An 18,854-nucleotide genomic window follows, 5' to 3' on the forward strand; every position below is an offset into this window, starting at 1 on the left:
AATACAATTTTTTACATTGCACATGAAATTGGCGAATAATGCCGCTGACCAAACCTAATCGTCACCAAAATCATCCATGCCACTAACAGAGAAATGAAAATTCTCTTGCGCTGCCACCAACTGTTCTTTTTGCAATTTGGTCAGTTTTTTAATCGCTAGCTCAGTTTTTAAAGCGAGGCTTTTACCGCCTTCTACACGTTGAGACCAAACCAATAATAACGGTCCTTTACCTCGTAACGCTTTTGCACCTTTACCTGTTTGGTGTTGTACAAAGCGTCGTTCAACATCCGTTGTAATACCGCAATACAGTGCTTGATGGCGGGTTCGAACCAAATAAACCCACCAGTCCGGGCTATCTTTGTGGGGAACCTTATTCACTTACAGTAAGCTTTCCACCAAAGCGCGTAACTCGGCGACTTCATTTTTTAGTGCGTGAACCTCCTGTTCAAGCTGATCAATACGAGCAGTCGCCCCACCTTCCGGAGCAAAGGTTTGCTCTAAATCTTCAACGTCAACCTCTCCAGAAAAGAGATGTTGATAACGCGACTCTCGCTTGCCCGGTTCACGCGGCAGCTTCACCACCAGCGGGCCTGATTCACGGTTGGCTAAACCGTCTAAAATAGTTTCGACTTCTTTTACATCGGTAAAACTGCATAATCGGTTAGTGCGAGTGCGCAACTCTCCCGGCGTTTGTGGCCCACGCAGCAGCATGCAGCACACCAAACCAAGCTCTTGATTTAACAGCTTTAAATCGCCAAATTCGGTGTTGCAGAAACGGTGCTGATATTTGCTCACTCGGCTATTAAAACCACTTTCATCACTCATCAGGCGACGAGCGATCAAGCCCTCAGCGGCATCTTGAACCTCAGCTTCGGTTAATGACAGCACTGGCTCACGGTTACTTTTTTGGTTACATGCGGTGGTCAAGCTATTGAGCGTTAATGGGTAGTAATCAGGCGTGGTCACTTCTTTTTCAATTAAGCAGCCAATAATTCGTGCTTCTAGGGGAGAGAGCTCAATGTTCATTATAATTTCCTTTTTTCTAAGCGGAGTTTCCTAATCGAGGCCACAATCGATGTTGCATTAGTGTTCTAACAACAGTGAAATTCGGATGATTTTCCCATTGCTATCAATCATCACAATCTTTGCACGGCTTAACTCTAACTCGGTCATCTCCAGCTTCTCACGTTCGCTAATATAAGCTTCACGCAATTTAACACTGTGATGCAGTTCAGCGTTTGCAGGTACATCTTTTCTTTTAGGTACTAAAATTTCTGAAAGTTGCATCTCTAAATACCATAAGATAGCGATTTGAAAGGTACATGATATAGCGCCTATCCGTACCAATACAATCACTCATGACTAGAGTGATTATTTCTTAATCAAGAGTGAGTCAGGATTGATCTAAAGGCTGTTATGAATCAGCTCGATATGATTTAATCAATGGCATTGACATTCAAGTTGGGAAAAGGAACCTATGAGTATCGTATTTGAAATTGTTAACCAAGCTCGCCGTAAAAATAAACTGAAACGTGAACTGCTAGATAACGAGAAAAAAGTTCGTGATAACCGTAAAAGAGTTGAATTGCTTGAAAACTTACTCGATTACATGAAACCGGATATGACCCACGAAGAAGTCATGGCGATCATCAATAACATGAAAGCCGATTACGAAGATCGCGTCGATGATCACATCATCAAAAGCGCAGAAATTTCAAAAGAGCGCCGTGATATTAGCCGTCGTATCCGCGAGCTGACCGATAAAGATAAACAAATGACTCAAGGCAAAAAGTAAAATTGATGCCGACCATCTTCGAAACCCGTCTTAAGACGGGTTTTTTTATGGCCAAAACATTCACAAAACAAATCAATATTTCTATCAACAAAAAGTGCGATAAATTTTATGTGATAGACATTAAACGTTTGCGTAATCGCTAACCTTCACCGAACCTAGTTTTGAGTCTTTTATCACATATTAGCTATTGTTATATTTATACACAGTAAATCAATTATGACCATTCGAGGCACGGAGCTTCCTCACTTATCTCACGGCGAGAAGATTGGTACCGACATCGTTCGGCATATATTAAGAGGGTCAAATTATGGAAATGAATGTGGTTGAAATTTTGGGCTATGCAGCTTCGATCATGGTGGCAATCTCGCTGACAATGAAAGATATCGTTAAACTGCGTATTCTTAATTTTGTTGGTTGTGCACTGTTTACCGCTTACGGACTAATGATTGATTCATGGCCTGTAGTGCTCACCAACGGTTTTATCGCCTGCGTAAACATCTACTTTTTAGCAAAGATGCAACGAGAAAAAAAAACGGCTGACGCCAAAAGCGCTGCATGATAAACCCAAAATAATAAAAATTGACGTGTAAAAAAATGCTCTGCCACGATGACAGAGCATTTTTTATCGATAAATCAGAAAGCAAAAGCATAAATAGCCAAGCAAAAAGCCTCTAGTAGGGGGATACATAGAGGCCATAAGGCTAAGTATTACTCTTCGTCATCGTGCATAGTTGCCCAAGCTTGAGCACATTTCACCGCACGTTTCCAACCTTTATAGCGACGATCGCGCTTCTCTTCATCTTGATGAGGAACGAATGTTTTATCGATCACGGCTTTATCAGCAAGCTCATCCAAGCTTCCCCAAAAGCCAACCGCAAGACCAGCTAAATAGGCTGCCCCTAGCGCGGTCACTTCCGTCACTTTAGGACGGTGCACTTCGGTATCAAGCACATCTGATTGGAACTGCATTAAGAAATTATTGGCTACCGCGCCACCGTCTACGCGTAACGCAGACAGTTTGATGCCAGAATCAGCTTGCATTGCATCAAGTACATCACGTGTTTGGTAAGCGACACTTTCCAAGGTCGCGCGAATAATATGGTTCGAATTCACGCCACGCGTTAAACCAACAATCGTACCACGGGCATAAGCATCCCAATACGGCGCGCCTAAACCAGTAAACGCTGGCACAACATAAACGCCGTTGGCCGTATCAACTTTCGTAGCGAAATATTCTGAGTCATGCGCATCTGAAATCAGTTTCAACTCATCACGCAACCATTGAATCGATGCACCGCCCATAAAGACTGCACCTTCAAGCGCGTAGTGAGGTTCACCAGCAGGGCCACAAGCTAGAGTTGTTAGCAAGCCATTATGTGAGGTGACTTTCTCTTTACCTGTGTTCATCAATAAGAAACAGCCAGTGCCGTAAGTATTTTTTGCTTGGCCCGCCTCAACACACATCTGCCCATAAAGCGCAGCTTGCTGGTCACCCGCAATTCCGGCAATAGGAATACGTGTCCCGCCTTTACCACCAATGTTGGTTTGGCCGTAAACTTCGGAAGATTTCTTCACTTCAGGCATCATAGACAAAGGAATATCAAACTCTTTTAGGATTTTCTCATCCCAATGCAAGTTGTTGATATTGAAAAGCATAGTGCGAGATGCATTGGTATAATCCGTAACGTGAACACGGCCTTGTGTCATGTTCCAAACGAGCCACGAGTCAATTGTACCAAATAGCAGTTTTCCAGCCTCGGCATCTTCACGAGCCCCTTCGACATTATCCAAAATCCATTTGATTTTGGTGCCAGAGAAGTAAGGGTCAAGCACTAGGCCTGTATTCTCGCGAATGTACTCTTCTAGCCCTGGGCGTGCTTTCAATTCTTCACAAATGGATGCGGTACGTCGACATTGCCATACAATCGCGTTGTAGACTGGTTTACCCGTTTCTTTGTTCCACACCACCGTAGTTTCACGTTGGTTGGTAATACCAATCGCCGCAATTTCATCACTGCGAATACCAGCTTTGCCAAGTGCTTCTACTAGCGTCGAACTTTGCGTCGCATAAATTTCCAGTGGATCATGTTCAACCCAGCCAGCTTGAGGGTAGATCTGGGTAAATTCACGCTGAGAAACACTGACAATGTTAGCATCATGATCTAACACTACAGCACGTGAGCTTGTTGTTCCTTGGTCAAGGGCAACAATATATTTCTGCTCAGTCATGGTCTTTTCCTTATCTTTCACGTTAATCGTTTTATGAAGTGTTATCGTTATTTTAGACGTGAGCTTGCTCACTTTCTTCTACGTCATCACACTGGTTTGGAATGGTGCAGCCTACGCCGACAGTGGGTAAGTACGCGCCAATAAATTTAGGGTAAGCCCATGCCCCAAAACAGGCACCAGCAATAGGAGCAATGATAGGTACGATGAAGTATGGGATATCTTTTGCACCTGTTAGTGCGTAGTCCCAGCCAGCTAAGTAGGCAAACAATTTAGGGCCAAAATCACGTGCAGGGTTCATCGCAAAACCAGTCAATGGGCCAAGTGAACCACCGATAACCGCAATCAGAATACCAATCAGCAATGGGTTCATTGCATTGCGATGTGCGCCGTTATTTTCATCACCTAGTGCCAAAATAGCGAACATTAGTACTGCTGTGATGACAAATTCGACCGCCAATGCACCAACAAATGATAATGAAGCATTAGGGTAGGTAGAAAAAATACCCGCTGTGGCTAACGCTTCTTGACTGCTGCGTACAAAATTGTGTGCGATTTCATAATCAGTAAAAAGGTTGCTGTACAAGCCGTAAACCAGAGCAGCAGAGCAGAATGCACCGAGCATTTGCGCCGCAATATAGGGAAGTACTTTTGCTTTGTTGAAGCCGTGGAAGGCGGCCAGTGCAATGGTCACCGCCGGATTAATGTGAGCTCCAGAAACACCCGCAGTGCAATAGATGGCAATTGCCACACCTAAGCCCCACATGATGCTGATTTCCCACTGACCAAATTGTGCGCCAGTAAGAACTAAGGCAGCAACACAGCCTACACCGAAAAAAATCAGCAATCCGGTGCCGATAAACTCCGCGATACACTCTCCGAGAAGAGTATGTTGTTTTGTTCGAGTCATAGTAAGTGTCCTTGTTTATTTTTTGTGTACACAATGTTTGTGTGTGGCAAATTTTGCACATTTTTCTTCCCACGAAAATTAAAAAACAACATTTATGAGCGTTCGAACACAATTTTGTTACTTGCAATATCGTTTTTTGTTAATTAACTCATTATTTTGATCTTCTGCTCATTAACGCAGAGCTTAACAAATGATAGGAAACTAAGGGTGTCTCTATAAACAACGACATAATCAAGTGCAATAAAGGATAGAGATATGATTTCATACTGCCAAGAGAGGCATGATGATGAAGTCATCGGATCAGCTCGTAAGCGCATTTGTTCTCTAAAATCCACTCCAGTTGTTAAATTAACCCAACCTAAATTGTTAAACCGTTCATCATTTTGATATGAAATAACATACAAAGATGAAATTACCGCTAAAATGAAACACAATTTCGCTCATTCGCGCTTTTGTGAGCAATATATCGAACATTTTCTATTGAAAATGCCACACTAAATATAAGTTTTTCATCGAATAAGGTTTCACCATGACCACAACCACACGATTTGAAACCGATGTTGTTATCATTGGTGGCGGAGCAACCGGTACTGGGATCATGCGCGACTGCGCACTGCGCGGCATTGCGTGTATTTTGCTAGAAAAGGATGATATTGCTTCTGGTACCACCGGGCGAAATCACGGTTTATTACACTCAGGAGCACGTTACGCAGTTACCGATCCTGAATCGGCCAAAGAGTGCATCCAAGAGAATCAAATTTTAAAAAATATCGCTAGACATTGTGTAGAGAAAACCGACGGCCTGTTCATTACTCTGCCTGAAGACGATCTTGCTTTTCAGAGCACGTTTATCGACGCGTGCGCTCAAGCTGGGATTACAACCGAGCCGCTTTCTGCCAAAGAAGCACTGCGTTTAGAGCCTCACGTTAACCCAAACCTTGTTGGCGCGATCAAAGTACCCGATGGCACACTCGATCCTTTTCGTTTATGCGCTTCCAATGTGCTAGACGCCAAAGAGCATGGTGCGCGGATCATGAACAAAACCATTGTGACGTCGCTGATCCGCCAAGGTGACACAGTATTAGGCGTGCGCTGTTTACAGCTCAACACTCATCAACAATATGAGATTTTCGCCAAAGAAGTGATTAACGCAGCTGGAATATGGGGACAAAACATCTGTGAATACGCCGATCTCAACATCAAAATGTTCCCCGCGAAAGGCTCATTGTTGATCCTTGATTATCGTATCAACAACCTTGTGATCAACCGCTGTCGCAAGCCTTCTGATGCCGATATTCTTGTCCCTGGTGATACCATTTCACTGATCGGTACTACCTCTGAACACATTGACTACGACCAAATTGACAACCTGCACGTGACTGAAAAAGAGGTCGATATACTACTGGCCGAAGGCGCGAAACTGGCCCCCATCATGGCGAATACTCGTGTACTACGCGCTTATGCGGGTGTGCGTCCATTGGTCTCTATTAATGATGATGGCAGCGGCCGAAACATCAGTCGCGGCATCGTATTACTTGACCACGAACAACGCGATGGATTGAAAGGCCTCACCACGATTACAGGCGGTAAATTAATGACTTACCGCCTAATGGCAGAATGGGCGACCGATTTAGTCGCCAAAAAACTGGGCAATAATACCCCTTGCGAAACTCATACTCGCGCCCTACCCGGCTCCAACGAAACCCCAAAACAGGTCAAAAAAACCGCCAGCATTGCCAAACCCGTCTATGAATCGGCTATTTATCGCCATGGTGAGCGCGCACAAAATTTCTTATCTGATGATGCAAAGAGCCAAGCGGTTATTTGTGAATGTGAAATGGTGACCGCGGGCGAAATTGAATACGCAATTAAACAACTCGATGTAAATAACTTGGTCGATTTACGTCGCCGCACTCGTTTAGGTATGGGGCCGTGCCAAGGAGAGCTTTGCAGCTATCGCGCCGCCAGCTTATTTCAAGAATATGGTCACGTTTCGGGAAACCAATCGAGCCAACTGTTGGTTGAGTTTTTAGAAGAGCGCTGGAAAGGCATTAAACCGATTTTCTGGGGAGATGCACTGCGCGAGGCTGAATTCAGTTACTGGATTTACGAAGGCTTGTTCGGAGCCAATGACATTCCAACGCAACACAAGCAAAATGAAAGTGAGGAGACGTTATGATGAAATACGACGTCACAATTATCGGTGGTGGAATTGCAGGTTACAGTGCAGGTCTTCGCTGCTTACAAGCGGGCCTAAAAACAGCACTGATCAGTCAAGGCCAAAGTGCTCTGCATTTTTCATCCGGTTCCATCGATGTTCTGGGTAAACTGCCTAGCGGCGAAGCGGTTGAATCCCCTTTGCTCGCCATGGAAGCATTACGTCAACAAGCCCCGAATCACCCTTACAGTAAAATTGGCGCTGACACTATTTCGCAAGGGTTAATGTGGTTTCAAAAAACGCTGCAGCAACGCGGCATGCCGCTGACACACCAAGCGGATAATAGTAACCACTATCGCATAACTCCGATGGGGACATTGAAAGCCACTTGGTTATCACAACCTTATGTTTATCAACATAAAACGAATGCTGATTTTAAGCGTATTGTGCTGCTCGCCATCGATGGTTATCGAGATTTTCAACCACATATGCTGCAAGATAACTTACGCGCTCTACCTGCATTTTCGACTATCCCAAGTGAGATCATCAATATCACGATTCCGGGTTTCGAAGCACTTCGCCATAACCCCAACGAACTGCGCTCCATCGATATTGCTCGTTTGCTCAAACAGCCACATGCATGGCGCAGTTTTTGTGATCAACTGATCCGTCATGCCACTGTGCAAGATCTAGTGATCCTACCTGCCATCATGGGCAATGGTGATGGGTTAACCTTACTGAACAAACTCAAATTGGAAACCAACTTGCAGTTGCATGAAGTCCCGACCATGCCGCCATCATTAATGGGCATCCGCATTGAAGAGACACTCAGCCGAGCTTTTTTAACTATGGGTGGTACCCATTTAAAAGGCGATAAAGTCATCAGTGGTGAATTTGATGGTAACCGTTTGACCGCCATTCATACTCAAAATCTCAATGATATGCCGATTCAAGCTGACCATTTCGTGATGGCTACAGGGAGCTATTTCAGCCAAGGTTTACAGGCTTCTCATCACGGTATTAGCGAACCCGTGTTCCAATTAGAGACGGAGAGCTGTCATGATCGCGCTCTATGGCGAAACCATGCCTTTTTCTCAGCAAACTCTCACCCTTTCATGACCTTTGGTGTGCTGACCAACACGTCACTGAACCCAACTCATCAAGGTAATATCATTACCAATTTATACTGCTGTGGTTCGATGCTCGCGGGTTATGATCCTGTCTTTGAAGGCAGCGGTGGAGGCGTTGCTATTGCCAGCGCTTACCACGCTACCTCTCAAATTATGGCTCAAACTCAATCTCGACCAGCCATTCAGGAGGTATTAGCATGAGCACCTCTTTTGTTGAAGCCGCACCCAAAAATACCTCTTTTGATCAATGCATCAAATGCACTGTTTGTACCGTTTATTGCCCGGTTGCTAAAGCAAACCCACTCTATCCGGGGCCAAAACAGTGCGGACCGGATGGCGAACGCTTGAGGATTAAAAGCGCAGAGTATTATGACGACCTACTCAAGCTCTGCACCAACTGCAAACGTTGTGAAACCGCCTGTCCTTCCGGAGTAAAAATTGGCGATATCATTGCTGTGGCGCGTGGCAAACATGGTAAAAAAACGCTGAGTCCAAAGCTGGTGCGTGATTACGTACTCAGCCATACCGATCTTTTTGGCACGATCGCCACACCATTTGCACCGATAGTGAACGCTGCTACGGCTATGCCGATGGTAAAAAGACTGATGCACAAGACCATTGGTGTGCACGATCATAAATCACTTCCCAAATATTCACACGGCACGTTTCGTCGTTGGTTTAAGCAGAACTGCACACGCCAACCCCTGTATAACCGGCAAGTGACCTATTTCCACGGCTGCTACGTTAACTATAACCACCCGCAGTTAGGTAAAGATTTTGTCTCTGTGATGAATGCGATGAATATCGGCGTACGGTTACTGGATAACGAGAAATGCTGTGGTGTACCGCTGATTGCCAATGGTTTTCACGATAAAGCACGTAAAAATGCGCTATTGAATGTGAAAAATATCGAAGCCGCGGTAGTTGATCGTCAAACGACACTCCTCTCCACCTCATCAACGTGTTCGTTTACCTTACAACAAGAATACCCTCATGTTTTAGGGGTTGATAATAGTAAGGTGGTCAAACAAATTGAGTACGTCACACGCTTTCTACTCAAAGAGTTCATGAGCGGTAATGCGCCTAAAATGAAACCCGTTAACTTGAAAGTGGTTTACCACACCCCTTGCCACCTTGAACGCAGCGGTAATGTCATTTTTACCATTGAATTATTAAAAATGATCCCGGGATTGGAGTTAGTGGTCTTAGACAGCGAATGCTGCGGCTTAGCGGGAACCTACGGTTTTAAAGAAGAGAACTATGACGTTTCAATGAAAATTGGCGCGCACCTGTTTGATGCAATCAAAACATCGCAAGCTGACTATGCGATTACCGATTGTGAAACCTGTAAATGGCAAATTGAAGAAAATACCGCGTTAGAAACCATTCATCCAATTAGCCTGCTCGCGATGGCGATTGCCTAGTTTACACACCTAGCATTGAGAGTAAAACAGGCCACATTGTGGCCTGTTTTCATACCGCTTGTACTGTGTGAACATTCGTTTTCTAAACGTTATTTAGATAGCGGGCGCTGCTGGCAGTGCTCAATTGCATTGGCCAATAATTCTAACGCACTGGACTGACACTCTGGTAACTGCGCTTGGCTACGGCTAATCGCGGTAACACGCTCGCCCCATTTGATGTGCCCAGCCCCCCAAGTTAAGCCCGCCCCGAAAGCAGCCACCAGCAGGTTATCATTCGGTTTGATTTTCCCTTGTTCTACCGCTTCACACAATGCAATAGGTACGGTCGCGGCAGACGTATTACCATAGTGTTGAATGTTAACGAATGCTTTATCTTGGCTAATACCTGATAAGTCACACAAGGTTTGAATGATGCGAATATTCGCTTGATGCGGGATCACCACATCAACTTGCTCGGTTGAAAGACCAGAGCGCGCCAGCACAGTTTGCACCGCTGCGCCCATGCCTCGAACCGCACGTTTAAAAATCTCTTTCCCAACAAAATCAAAATCCCAATACCCATTGTCAGCGGCAAAACGATCCATCGATGAGCCAAATTTAGGCACCGCCAAAATATCACGCCCTTCTGCATCACAGCCGATTTGTGCATCTTGCAAACCCACTACTTTATCGGTTTTACTCAAGACAACGGCACCAGCACCGTCACCAAATAACACGGCGGTATCACGTTTGGTCCAATCAATGTAAAAAGAGAGACGCTCAGCACCCACCACTAACGCATGGCGGTAATGGCTTGCTTGCATTAAACGCGTCGCAGTTTCTAATCCATAAACAAAACCGGTACAGGCTGCATTTAAGTCAAAAGCGGCTGCATTTTTAATCCCAAGATTCTGCTGCACTTTCGAGGCAATATTTGGGATAAGAGAATCTGGCGAACAGGTTGCGATGATGATGAGATCAATCTCAGTTGCATCAATCCCAGCACAAGCGATGGCGTGTTGGGCGGCCACCGTAGCTAAATCCGAGGTATTCACATGGCTAATGCGGCGCTGTTCAATCCCGGTGCGAGTTTTAATCCACTCATCGGAAGTTTCAATAAAGGTGCTAAGATCATGGTTTGAGAGCGTTGCAGGTGGTAGGCATTTACCCCAACCTGTAATTTCGGCATAGAATTTTGTCATTGTTAACCTGTTTTTGTTGTATTTTCTAATGCAATCCAAAGACCTAAAATTAAAAACTCATCGTATGAAAGAGAAATGAGACTCAAAAGGTCCTTTTGATGTCAGTCAGTATACGCGCTTTTACTCCGACGTTAAGTCTAGTGCGTCAAATGCGACTGGAACAAAACGCAAAAATAGAGAGGAAACCATGTCAACATTCAATACTCGTTGCCCTTCGTGTCACGCAATGAACCGAGTTCCGATAGAACGAGTAACAGAAAGCCCGAATTGCGGTAAATGCCAAGCTCCCCTATTTGATGGAGCGCCCATTGAAGGAACGGAAGCCAATTTCGAAGCACTGCTTAATAGTCGCCAACCCGTTGTCGTCGATTTCTGGGCACCTTGGTGTAATCCGTGTGTGGGTTTTGCTCCGGTATTCAGTGATGCTGCGACGGAACGAAAAGGAAACATTCGCTTTATAAAAATTGATACTGAAAGTGAACAAAGCCTCGCCACAAAATTTCAAATTCGCAGCATTCCAACCATTATGGTGTTTAAAAATGGTCAACGAGTCGATATGATCAATGGCGCTTTACCAAAAAGTCAATTTGATCAATGGTTAAACCAAGCTATATTGAAATAATCCATCATTATAACCAATAATAAAGTTGGCATTTTTTATCGATTTATGCCAACTTTACTGCTCATTTCTCTTGCTTTATTTTCGATTAATAAAATTAATCGTTAAGAACATAATTTTTCGTTTTACCTTTCTCAATATCAGCTCCATATTCGCCGCAAAATATCCCATCAATTCTGGTTTTGAGGCAAAGTCAATGGACAACATCACTGTGAACGCGTCTTCACCTCGCATTTCCGTTCCGGTCATTGCGCTATCGCTTTATGCGATTGCCTCAGGCTATTTAATGAGCCTGATCCCATTGATGTTGCCGCACTACGGGCTTGAGAGCTCATTGGCAAGCTGGCTTGCCAGTGCCTTTTACGCTGGCTTATTGATCGGCGCATTAGTCGTTGAACCTGTTGTCAACCGCGTTGGCCACCGAAACGCTTTTGTATGGTGCTTAGCGCTACTCATGTTAACCATTTTTGCCTTACCTGCTCTGCACTATGCCAGTGCTTGGTTAGTGGCACGTTTTGTTGCTGGTATTGCGGTGGCTGGTGTCTTTGTCGTTGTCGAGTCTTGGCTATTACATGGTGATGAAAAAGGCCGAGCAAAACGCCTTGGGATTTATATGGCGGCGCTTTACGGCGGCACGGCATTGGGCCAATTAGGGATTGGTTATTTAGGAGTATCAGGCGGCGTGCCTTTCATTGCCATCATTACCTTGCTATTAATCGCCAGTGTGGTGCTGATTTATGGCGAATCTGACCAACCGTCAACTCAGCATGCCGTCAGCCTATCACTGAAACAGGTACTCAAACTAAACCATGCCGCCTTGCTCGGTTGCGGAGTTTCAGGGCTCACTTTGGGGGCTATCTACGGTCTAATGCCTGTTGAATTGGAACAACGCGGTATCAGCCATACCGATATTGGTAGCTTAATGGCGCTTGTAGTTTTGGGTGGCATGGCGGTGCAACCTATGGTGCCTTGGCTATCAAAGTTTTTGGGCCGAACACTATTAATGGCGCTGTTTTGCTTGATTGGCTCTGCGGCGATTACCATAACCTTGTTCGATTCAACGATGATGATATTAGCTGCCAGCTTGTTTTTTTTAGGCATGGCGACGTTTGCCCTTTACCCAATCGCCATCAACTTAGGTTGTGATAAGCTCGATGCCAATTACATTGTCTCAGCGACACAAGTTATGCTGTTTAGCTACAGTATCGGCTCTGTGGTTGGCCCCGTGATCGCTGATTGGTTTATGCAAAGATCGCAAGGCTTAATGGGCTATCTCTTTATTGCTTTACTGGCGACTTGTATTTATATGTTGGCTTCAAGCCTCAAAACCAAACGCCAATGGGTGGCGGGGAAATAAGTCGCAGCAAAGCGGATCATATTTTATCGCAAGGCGCACGGTTCAATCGTTGATGGCGATTTGATGCATGCGCCTTTGGTTTTTCTGGTAGTGCACGTTTTTCATGCAGTAGATGGCGGATCGCCAATATAGGGTGAGAGAGCAACATTCTTGGCCCTGCGTAACGCATCACCAATCTCATTTGTTCTTTCGGCTCAGGCTTATAGCAATGAATTGGGCAACGGTTACAGGTGGGTTTATGTTGGCCATAAGGACAGCGATCTAAACGTACTTGCGCATATTCCAACAAGGTTTTGCAACACGTACAGAGTCCAGATTGACAGCGATGATGGCGCTGACAATAAATGTTCACCATCGCCTCTACGGTGCGAAACTCACTGAGTAGCTCTCCCGTTAAAAGATCGCTATGCATTTTTTCCATTGCCAATAACTCCCATTGAGATCGCAGATAAAAACAAGTATCCTGCGCCACCTTGTTCCTCATGTACCCAAGACTTTGTGTCAAAGAGCAGACGACTATGAACCGCAAAAAGAAAATTAACCAAACACTGCAAAAGCATCTTAAAAAGAAGCATGCCAAGCTGCACGGCAGCAATAAGCCTCGTTATATTTCAAAAGCTGAACGTGAAAAATTAGACGCAGAGCAAGCCGCTTCAACCAGCACGGTAGATAACCAACATAGTGAGATTGTGCCTGCTGAAGGTGAGCTACAACAGTAAGTCTTGCTCGATTGGAACAAACTGGCTGGCGACATCAATAAGGCTTTGAGCCGTCAGCCTTGGTACTCCGTACACTTCTACTTTTTTGTTAAAACGCTGTTTAATCCGTTCGACCAATAGCTCGAAATCACCATCTCCTGATACCAGAACAATCACATCCGCTTGCTCTGCCAGCTCAATCGCATCGAGAGTAATACCGACATCCCAATCCCCTTTTGCACTGCCATCACGACGCTGAATGAAGGGCTTAAGCTGAACCTCAAAACCAATACCGCGCAAAATATGGTGGAACTGGCGCTGCTTAGGATCTTGGCTAGCAATCGCATAAGCATTGGCTTTGATCACCTCTCGCCCTTGAGTGGCTACATACCAAAATTGGTTGTAATCAAAATGCTGGCGGTACTTCTCTTTACAGGTGTAATAGACGTTTTGAACGTCGACAAGAATGGCAACTTTTTCCATGAGCTCTCTTCTCAAATAGAAACAAAAACAGCGGCCTGTTCGCCGCTGCTTTGCAAATTGCGCTTAGTATACGCCAAACCACTTCAATTTGTCGTGCAAGCGAGTCACACTGCCGACCACAATCAAGGCTGGGCTTTGTGCTTGTTGCGCTAAAAGGGGTAAATCGTCAAGCGAGCCCGTCAATACTCTCTGTTTATCTGTAGTGCCGCGTTCGATAATCGCGCAAGGCGTTTCTGCGTTCAGGCCAGCATCCAACAAGTTTCGTGTGATGTTCGGGCACTGCTTTAACCCCATATAAAAAACCAAAGTTTGGTTGTCTTGCGCTAAACATCGCCAATTGATCGCTTTACCTTCTTTTTGTAAGTGACCCGTAATGAACTGCACACTTTGCGCGTGATCACGGTGCGTCAGCGGAATCCCCGCGTAAGCCGTGCAGCCTGCCGCCGCCGTGATCCCCGGAACCACTTCATAAGCGATATGATGTTCAGCCAGCGTTTCGAGCTCTTCACCACCTCGGCCAAAAATAAAGGAATCACCGCCTTTCAAACGAACAACTTTTTTACCTTCTTTGGCTTTATCGACCAGAATTTGGTTGATCTGATCTTGCGGCACACAATGAAAATCCAACTGTTTGCCAACGTAGATCATCTCCGCGCTGCTTGGCGCCAGATCTAAAATCGCTTGCGAAACTAAACGATCATACACCACCACTTGCGCTTGGCTGATCACGCGTAGCCCCTTAACCGTCAGTAGATCGGGATCGCCTGGCCCTGCGCCCACTAAAGAGACAAAACCGCGACTCGTTACACTGCTTACCATGATTACTCTCTACCTTATCGACAAAAGGATATCGTCATTAAGCGAGGTTAAACCTCACTTAACAATGGTTAGCCAAGGTTGCGTTGTGGCAAGGTTTTACCGTGAGTCATGTAAAGGCTTAACCCGGTAAATAACAAGCCGCCCACTAAGTTACCCAATGTGGCCGGAATTTGGTTCCATACTAACCAATCGACGATGGTGAATTTAGCGCCCAACATCATGCCAAGTGGGAACAGGTACATATTCACTACGGCGTGTTCAAAAACCAAACCGAAGAAAATAAAAATAGGTAGCCACATCGCGACCACTTTGCCGCTGACCGAAGTTGAGGTCATTGCGCCCACCACACCTAAACACACCATCCAGTTACATAAGATGCCTTTCACAAACACGGTGATCCAGCCATTGACACCGTGTTCGGCAAAGCCAAGAGTGCGAGCAGTAGACGCTTTAATAAACGCTTGTCCAACCGCGCTCGGCTCGATACTGAAATTCATGGTGAAGGTTAGCGCCACTAAAAAGGCGACGGCAACGGCACCGATTAAGTTACCTAGCCCAACCAAGCCCCAATTCCGTAGAACGCCCGCTTTGGTTACTCCGGCGCGTTTTTCAAACAAAGCTAAAGGCGCTAAAGCAAAAACACCCGTTAATAAATCAAAGCCCATTAGGTTCAAAATACAAAACCCCACAGGGAAGACCAGAGCGCCAACAATAGGCACTCCGGTTTGCACAGCCGCAGTAATGGCCACAGCGACGGCGATAGCAAGAATCGCCCCCGCCATAATGCCGCGAATCAGGGTATCGCGCGTTGACATGAAGATTTTGCTTTCGCCAGCGTCAATCATTGTTTGCACAAAATCGGCAGGTTTTACATAAGACATAATGGTCCTTATTGTCACCAAAGTTAAAATTAAAAAGGGAAATTGAATAGATAAAGGCTCCCAACCATCAATGCATCACCAAGAGAACTCGATGAACAAGGAACCTTTTTGCTATTGAATCTCATCGTCTCAAAAGCGGCTGTTAAGCCGCGACTTCGACCACACCGTCGGTGACTCGCACGGCATAAGCTTTCACGCTAAAGCGTTCATCTTCCATACATTGGCCTGTTATGAGATTGAAACGCTGCTTTTTAAGCGGGCTTGCTATCCAGAACTGCTCTTGATGTTGGCAAATAAAACCGCGTGACAACACATTGGCTCGAGCAAAGGGATCCATATTGCTTATCGCCATCACTTCTTGCGCTTCAGTCGGACGGAAGATAGCCACTTGCTCACCATTCACCAGTGCACACACACCCGTTCCGGGAACAATGTCATTAATGTCACAGATGGCTTGAAATACTGTGTTATTGGCCATGGTTATTTCTCCAAAACAGGGGTAGAGATTGCTGAATCAGCAAGCGCAATGTGGAATATATCGCCTTTCGCTTCTGGGTGTTTTTCGCTATAAGTCGCAGGACGGTGCTGCTCACGAGCGCTGACGAACACGACGTTCTGATCGCGTAAATCAGAATTAATGAAGTGAGTAAAACGAGTTAATTGCTCAGGATGATTAAGCGTTTCTGTCCATTCACAGCGATAATCAGCAATAAGCTTCGCCACATCTGCTTCGAGTTGATCGTTAATGCCCAACTTATCGTCCACAATCACTTCACGCAGGTAATCAACGCCACCTTCTAGGTTGTCTAGCCAAACTGAGGTGCGTTGTAATTTATCGGCTGTGCGAATGTAGAACATCATGAAACGGTCGATGTATTTCAGTAGTGTTGCTTCATCTAAATCAGAGGCCAGCAGATCGGCATGTCGAGGCTTCATACCACCATTACCGCAGACATACATATTCCAACCCGCATCGGTCGCGATCAGGCCTAAATCTTTCCCTTGCGCTTCGGCACATTCGCGGGTGCAACCTGAGACACCAAACTTCATCTTGTGTGGTGTACGGATACCTTTGTAGCGGTTTTCAATCAGCACACCCAAACCGACGCTGTCTTGCACACCAAAACGACACCACGTACTACCGACACACGTTTTTGCCATGCGCAGAGCTTTGGCATAGGCTTGGCCTGTCTCGTATCCAGCATCAATCAGTTTGCGCCAAATCTCAGGTAAATCGTCTTTTTGAGCACCAAACAGACCAATGCGCTGCGCGCCCGTCACTTTGGTGTAAAGTTTGTATTCCTGAGCGACATTCGCCAGCACCGCAAGCGCTTGTGGTGTGACTTCACCACCCGCCATGCGTGGGATCACCGAATAAGTACCGTCTTTTTGCATGTTACCCAAGAAGTTATCATTGGTGTCTTGCAAACTGACCAGCGATGGCGAGAGCACATGATCCCCCCAACACGAGGCCAGAATAGAACCAATTGTTGGCTTACAGACTTCGCACCCATAACCGCGTCCATGTTTTGCCAACATCTCATCAAAACGTGTGATACCGTTAATGCGGATCAAATGGAACAGATCTTGGCGTGAATACGCAAAGTGCTCACAAATATCGTTTTTGACTTCCACACCCGATTTAGCCAGTTCCGCATTCAGAACCGACGTCACTAAAGGCACGCAACCACCACAACCTGTTCCTGCCCCTGTCACCGCTTTAATCGCGCCGAGCGTATGATGACCATCGGCCACGGCTTGGGCAATTTTCGCTTTAGTCACATCAAAACAAGAGCAGATCACAGCAGTATCAGGTAGTGCATCCGCGCCTAATGCCGGTTTTTCAGCGCCAGCATGCGCAGGTAGAATCAAGGTGTCAGGGTGTTTGGGCAGCTCAATATCATTGAGTTTGAGTTGCAGTAAATCGCCGTAATCTGACGTGTCGCCGACTAAAACTGCACCAAGCAGTTTTTTACCATCTTCAGAAACGATAATGCGCTTATAAACTTCATCTTCTTCATTTTGATAGACGTAGCTTTTACAACCCGGAGTTCGCCCATTGGCATCGCCAATCGATCCCACCTTCACACCCAGCAGTTTGAGCTTGGCGCTCATGTCTGCACCACTAAATTGGCTCTCATTGCCCACAAGATGATCAACCGCAACCGTTGCCATTTTGTAACCAGGAGCGACCAGACCGAAGAAAGTTTGATTCCAAGAAGCACATTCGCCAATCGCGTAAATATCAGGATCGGATGTTTGGCAGTGATCGTTAATGGCAACGCCACCACGCGGCGCGATGTCTAGACCCATATCACGAGCTAATTTGTCCTGAGGACGTATCCCTGCGGAAAATACGATGAAGTCAACTTCCAAATCCGAACCGTCGGCAAACTTCATGGTATTACGAGCGGTCTCGCCTTGAGCAACGATCTCTAGCGTATTTTTGCTAGTGTGAACTTGCACCCCCATCCGCTCAATTTTATTACGCAGTTGTAAACCGCCTTGCAAGTCAAGTTGCTCAGCCATTAATACCGGAGCAAACTCAATCACATGGGTTTGTACGCCCAACGCTTTCAGCGCGCCAGCCGCTTCAAGGCCAAGTAAACCACCGCCTATCACTACACCACTTTTGCTCTTTTTCGCGCACGTTTCGATGGCCTTTAGATCTTCAATGGTGCGATAGACAAAGCAGCCTTTACTTTCATTGCCTTTGATCGGCGGTACAAAAGGATAAGAGCCCGTCGCCAAGACTAATTTGTCATAGCTCACTTCACGGCCAGTATTTGAATAGACCACGCGCTTTTCGCGGTTAATGTTAACCGCCCGCTCACCCATCAAGACATTAATCGCATGCTTTTGATAGAAACCCGGCTTAACAAGCGAAAGCTCTTCAGCGGTATGGTGCGAAAAGTAGGAAGAAAGATGGACGCGATCGTAGGCAACACGCGGTTCCTCACAAAAAACCGTGACATCAACAGCCGATGCCTCCATTTTTTCGACCAAATCTTCGATATAGCGATGGCCAACCATGCCATTACCGATGACAACCAGCTTCATCCTGCTCATATGGGTTCCTAATTATGGTAACGTTTCATTGAGCGAGATTTTTAATTATGAAAGAAAATGAATTACTGATGTAAATCAATTACAAACTCAAACTACCCTAAAGA

Annotated in this window: 20 protein-coding genes; 8 read left to right on the plus strand and 12 right to left on the minus strand. The window is 45.7% G+C overall.

Features of this window, described 5'->3' with window-relative positions; translation table 11 throughout:
* Nucleotides 1-54 precede the first annotated feature (54 nt).
* From AACQ42_RS15920 to AACQ42_RS15930, 3 genes are read right to left on the minus strand one after another with little or no spacing between them, the layout of a single operon-like run.
* Nucleotides 55-378: a GIY-YIG nuclease family protein gene (locus tag AACQ42_RS15920; protein ID WP_094164912.1), complete on the minus strand. Its 324-nt coding sequence runs from the start codon at nucleotides 376-378 to the stop codon at nucleotides 55-57.
* Nucleotides 379-1,026, minus strand: coding sequence for a YceH family protein (locus AACQ42_RS15925; protein ID WP_094164914.1), 648 nt, complete (start codon nucleotides 1,024-1,026; stop codon nucleotides 379-381).
* A 57-nt stretch (nucleotides 1,027-1,083) separates the two neighbouring features.
* Entirely contained in the window at nucleotides 1,084-1,287 is a 204-nt protein-coding gene (locus AACQ42_RS15930; RefSeq protein ID WP_026027876.1) for a hypothetical protein, read from the minus strand.
* Between the two features lie 190 nt (nucleotides 1,288-1,477).
* Here AACQ42_RS15930 and AACQ42_RS15935 point away from each other — a divergent pair, with 190 nt between their 5' ends.
* Both AACQ42_RS15935 and AACQ42_RS15940 read left to right on the plus strand, forming a co-directional pair.
* Entirely contained in the window at nucleotides 1,478-1,795 is a 318-nt protein-coding gene (locus AACQ42_RS15935) for a DUF496 family protein (protein ID WP_010319897.1), read from the plus strand.
* A gap of 307 nt (nucleotides 1,796-2,102) precedes the next feature.
* A complete protein-coding gene (locus AACQ42_RS15940) occupies nucleotides 2,103-2,354 on the plus strand; it encodes a YgjV family protein (protein WP_013867916.1) in 252 nt (83 codons plus the stop codon).
* A gap of 149 nt (nucleotides 2,355-2,503) precedes the next feature.
* Here AACQ42_RS15940 and glpK read toward each other — a convergent pair whose 3' ends face one another.
* Together glpK and AACQ42_RS15950 are read right to left on the minus strand one after the other, a co-directional pair.
* The gene (glpK, locus tag AACQ42_RS15945) at nucleotides 2,504-4,024 is read right to left on the minus strand and encodes a glycerol kinase GlpK (protein WP_026029114.1); all 1,521 of its coding nucleotides are present in this window, start codon (nucleotides 4,022-4,024) and stop codon (nucleotides 2,504-2,506) included.
* Nucleotides 4,025-4,076: 52 nt separating this feature from the next.
* Nucleotides 4,077-4,931, minus strand: a complete 855-nt coding sequence (locus AACQ42_RS15950) for an MIP/aquaporin family protein (RefSeq protein ID WP_010319894.1) — start codon at nucleotides 4,929-4,931, stop codon at nucleotides 4,077-4,079.
* A gap of 529 nt (nucleotides 4,932-5,460) precedes the next feature.
* Between AACQ42_RS15950 and glpA the strand changes: the two genes are divergently transcribed.
* From glpA to glpC, 3 genes are read left to right on the plus strand one after another with little or no spacing between them, the layout of a single operon-like run.
* Complete coding sequence (gene glpA / locus AACQ42_RS15955; RefSeq protein WP_013867918.1) at nucleotides 5,461-7,110, plus strand: anaerobic glycerol-3-phosphate dehydrogenase subunit A; 1,650 nt, start codon at nucleotides 5,461-5,463, stop codon at nucleotides 7,108-7,110.
* A complete protein-coding gene (gene glpB, locus AACQ42_RS15960) occupies nucleotides 7,107-8,420 on the plus strand; it encodes a glycerol-3-phosphate dehydrogenase subunit GlpB (protein WP_094130345.1) in 1,314 nt (437 codons plus the stop codon). The genes glpA and glpB overlap by 4 nt, the downstream gene beginning before the upstream one ends.
* Nucleotides 8,417-9,643, plus strand: coding sequence for an anaerobic glycerol-3-phosphate dehydrogenase subunit GlpC (gene glpC, locus AACQ42_RS15965; RefSeq protein WP_094130348.1), 1,227 nt, complete (start codon nucleotides 8,417-8,419; stop codon nucleotides 9,641-9,643). Before glpB ends, glpC begins: the two co-directional genes overlap by 4 nt.
* Nucleotides 9,644-9,732: 89 nt before the next feature.
* Here glpC and AACQ42_RS15970 read toward each other — a convergent pair whose 3' ends face one another.
* Nucleotides 9,733-10,824, minus strand: a complete 1,092-nt coding sequence (locus tag AACQ42_RS15970) for a ketoacyl-ACP synthase III (RefSeq protein WP_094164916.1) — start codon at nucleotides 10,822-10,824, stop codon at nucleotides 9,733-9,735.
* A 187-nt stretch (nucleotides 10,825-11,011) separates the two neighbouring features.
* Between AACQ42_RS15970 and trxC the strand changes: the two genes are divergently transcribed.
* Nucleotides 11,012-11,446: a thioredoxin TrxC gene (gene trxC, locus AACQ42_RS15975; RefSeq protein WP_017043322.1), complete on the plus strand. Its 435-nt coding sequence runs from the start codon at nucleotides 11,012-11,014 to the stop codon at nucleotides 11,444-11,446.
* Nucleotides 11,447-11,639: 193 nt separating this feature from the next.
* Nucleotides 11,640-12,800, plus strand: coding sequence for an MFS transporter (locus AACQ42_RS15980; protein WP_017047243.1), 1,161 nt, complete (start codon nucleotides 11,640-11,642; stop codon nucleotides 12,798-12,800).
* A 16-nt stretch (nucleotides 12,801-12,816) separates the two neighbouring features.
* Here the strand turns inward: AACQ42_RS15980 and AACQ42_RS15985 are convergent, their stop codons facing one another.
* Nucleotides 12,817-13,221, minus strand: a complete 405-nt coding sequence (locus tag AACQ42_RS15985; RefSeq protein WP_202599014.1) for a nitrous oxide-stimulated promoter family protein — start codon at nucleotides 13,219-13,221, stop codon at nucleotides 12,817-12,819.
* A gap of 97 nt (nucleotides 13,222-13,318) precedes the next feature.
* Between AACQ42_RS15985 and AACQ42_RS15990 the strand changes: the two genes are divergently transcribed.
* On the plus strand, nucleotides 13,319-13,519 hold the full coding sequence (locus tag AACQ42_RS15990; RefSeq protein ID WP_094164918.1) for a DUF2986 domain-containing protein: 201 nt from the start codon (nucleotides 13,319-13,321) through the stop codon (nucleotides 13,517-13,519).
* On the opposite strand, the gene AACQ42_RS15995 is transcribed toward AACQ42_RS15990, so the two are convergent.
* The 5 genes from AACQ42_RS15995 to nirB all read right to left on the minus strand — a co-directional run bounded on the left by AACQ42_RS15995 (nucleotide 13,508) and on the right by nirB (nucleotide 18,750).
* The gene (locus tag AACQ42_RS15995; protein ID WP_010319683.1) at nucleotides 13,508-13,981 is read right to left on the minus strand and encodes a LabA-like NYN domain-containing protein; all 474 of its coding nucleotides are present in this window, start codon (nucleotides 13,979-13,981) and stop codon (nucleotides 13,508-13,510) included. The two genes, AACQ42_RS15990 and AACQ42_RS15995, sit on opposite strands and share 12 nt — an antisense overlap.
* Nucleotides 13,982-14,044: 63 nt before the next feature.
* Complete coding sequence (gene cobA / locus AACQ42_RS16000; protein WP_013867926.1) at nucleotides 14,045-14,800, minus strand: uroporphyrinogen-III C-methyltransferase; 756 nt, start codon at nucleotides 14,798-14,800, stop codon at nucleotides 14,045-14,047.
* 68 nt (nucleotides 14,801-14,868) lie between these two features.
* Nucleotides 14,869-15,681, minus strand: a complete 813-nt coding sequence (locus AACQ42_RS16005; protein WP_094124194.1) for a formate/nitrite transporter family protein — start codon at nucleotides 15,679-15,681, stop codon at nucleotides 14,869-14,871.
* Between the two features lie 142 nt (nucleotides 15,682-15,823).
* Nucleotides 15,824-16,159, minus strand: a complete 336-nt coding sequence (gene nirD / locus AACQ42_RS16010) for a nitrite reductase small subunit NirD (RefSeq protein WP_017046108.1) — start codon at nucleotides 16,157-16,159, stop codon at nucleotides 15,824-15,826.
* A gap of 2 nt (nucleotides 16,160-16,161) precedes the next feature.
* Nucleotides 16,162-18,750, minus strand: a complete 2,589-nt coding sequence (gene nirB / locus AACQ42_RS16015) for a nitrite reductase large subunit NirB (RefSeq protein WP_094164920.1) — start codon at nucleotides 18,748-18,750, stop codon at nucleotides 16,162-16,164.
* Between the last annotated feature and the right edge of the window lie 104 nt (nucleotides 18,751-18,854).

Origin of the sequence: Vibrio sp. V12_P9A6T4, from assembly GCF_963874835.1 — a bacterium.
Lineage (GTDB): Bacteria > Pseudomonadota > Gammaproteobacteria > Enterobacterales > Vibrionaceae > Vibrio > Vibrio anguillarum.

Excerpts from the sequence above, each read along its gene's own strand:
- AACQ42_RS15925 (WP_094164914.1), bottom strand. The coding sequence starts at position 1,026 with ATGAACATTGAGCTCTCTCCCCTAGAAGCACGAATTATTGGCTGCTTA.
- AACQ42_RS15930 (WP_026027876.1), bottom strand. The coding sequence starts at position 1,287 with ATGCAACTTTCAGAAATTTTAGTACCTAAAAGAAAAGATGTACCTGCA.
- AACQ42_RS15935 (WP_010319897.1), top strand. The coding sequence starts at position 1,478 with ATGAGTATCGTATTTGAAATTGTTAACCAAGCTCGCCGTAAAAATAAA.
- AACQ42_RS15940 (WP_013867916.1), top strand. The coding sequence starts at position 2,103 with ATGGAAATGAATGTGGTTGAAATTTTGGGCTATGCAGCTTCGATCATG.
- glpK (WP_026029114.1), bottom strand. The coding sequence starts at position 4,024 with ATGACTGAGCAGAAATATATTGTTGCCCTTGACCAAGGAACAACAAGC.
- AACQ42_RS15950 (WP_010319894.1), bottom strand. The coding sequence starts at position 4,931 with ATGACTCGAACAAAACAACATACTCTTCTCGGAGAGTGTATCGCGGAG.
- glpA (WP_013867918.1), top strand. The coding sequence starts at position 5,461 with ATGACCACAACCACACGATTTGAAACCGATGTTGTTATCATTGGTGGC.
- glpB (WP_094130345.1), top strand. The coding sequence starts at position 7,107 with ATGATGAAATACGACGTCACAATTATCGGTGGTGGAATTGCAGGTTAC.
- glpC (WP_094130348.1), top strand. The coding sequence starts at position 8,417 with ATGAGCACCTCTTTTGTTGAAGCCGCACCCAAAAATACCTCTTTTGAT.
- AACQ42_RS15970 (WP_094164916.1), bottom strand. The coding sequence starts at position 10,824 with ATGACAAAATTCTATGCCGAAATTACAGGTTGGGGTAAATGCCTACCA.
- trxC (WP_017043322.1), top strand. The coding sequence starts at position 11,012 with ATGTCAACATTCAATACTCGTTGCCCTTCGTGTCACGCAATGAACCGA.
- AACQ42_RS15980 (WP_017047243.1), top strand. The coding sequence starts at position 11,640 with ATGGACAACATCACTGTGAACGCGTCTTCACCTCGCATTTCCGTTCCG.
- AACQ42_RS15985 (WP_202599014.1), bottom strand. The coding sequence starts at position 13,221 with ATGGAAAAAATGCATAGCGATCTTTTAACGGGAGAGCTACTCAGTGAG.
- AACQ42_RS15990 (WP_094164918.1), top strand. The coding sequence starts at position 13,319 with ATGAACCGCAAAAAGAAAATTAACCAAACACTGCAAAAGCATCTTAAA.
- AACQ42_RS15995 (WP_010319683.1), bottom strand. The coding sequence starts at position 13,981 with ATGGAAAAAGTTGCCATTCTTGTCGACGTTCAAAACGTCTATTACACC.
- cobA (WP_013867926.1), bottom strand. The coding sequence starts at position 14,800 with ATGGTAAGCAGTGTAACGAGTCGCGGTTTTGTCTCTTTAGTGGGCGCA.
- AACQ42_RS16005 (WP_094124194.1), bottom strand. The coding sequence starts at position 15,681 with ATGTCTTATGTAAAACCTGCCGATTTTGTGCAAACAATGATTGACGCT.
- nirD (WP_017046108.1), bottom strand. The coding sequence starts at position 16,159 with ATGGCCAATAACACAGTATTTCAAGCCATCTGTGACATTAATGACATT.
- nirB (WP_094164920.1), bottom strand. The coding sequence starts at position 18,750 with ATGAGCAGGATGAAGCTGGTTGTCATCGGTAATGGCATGGTTGGCCAT.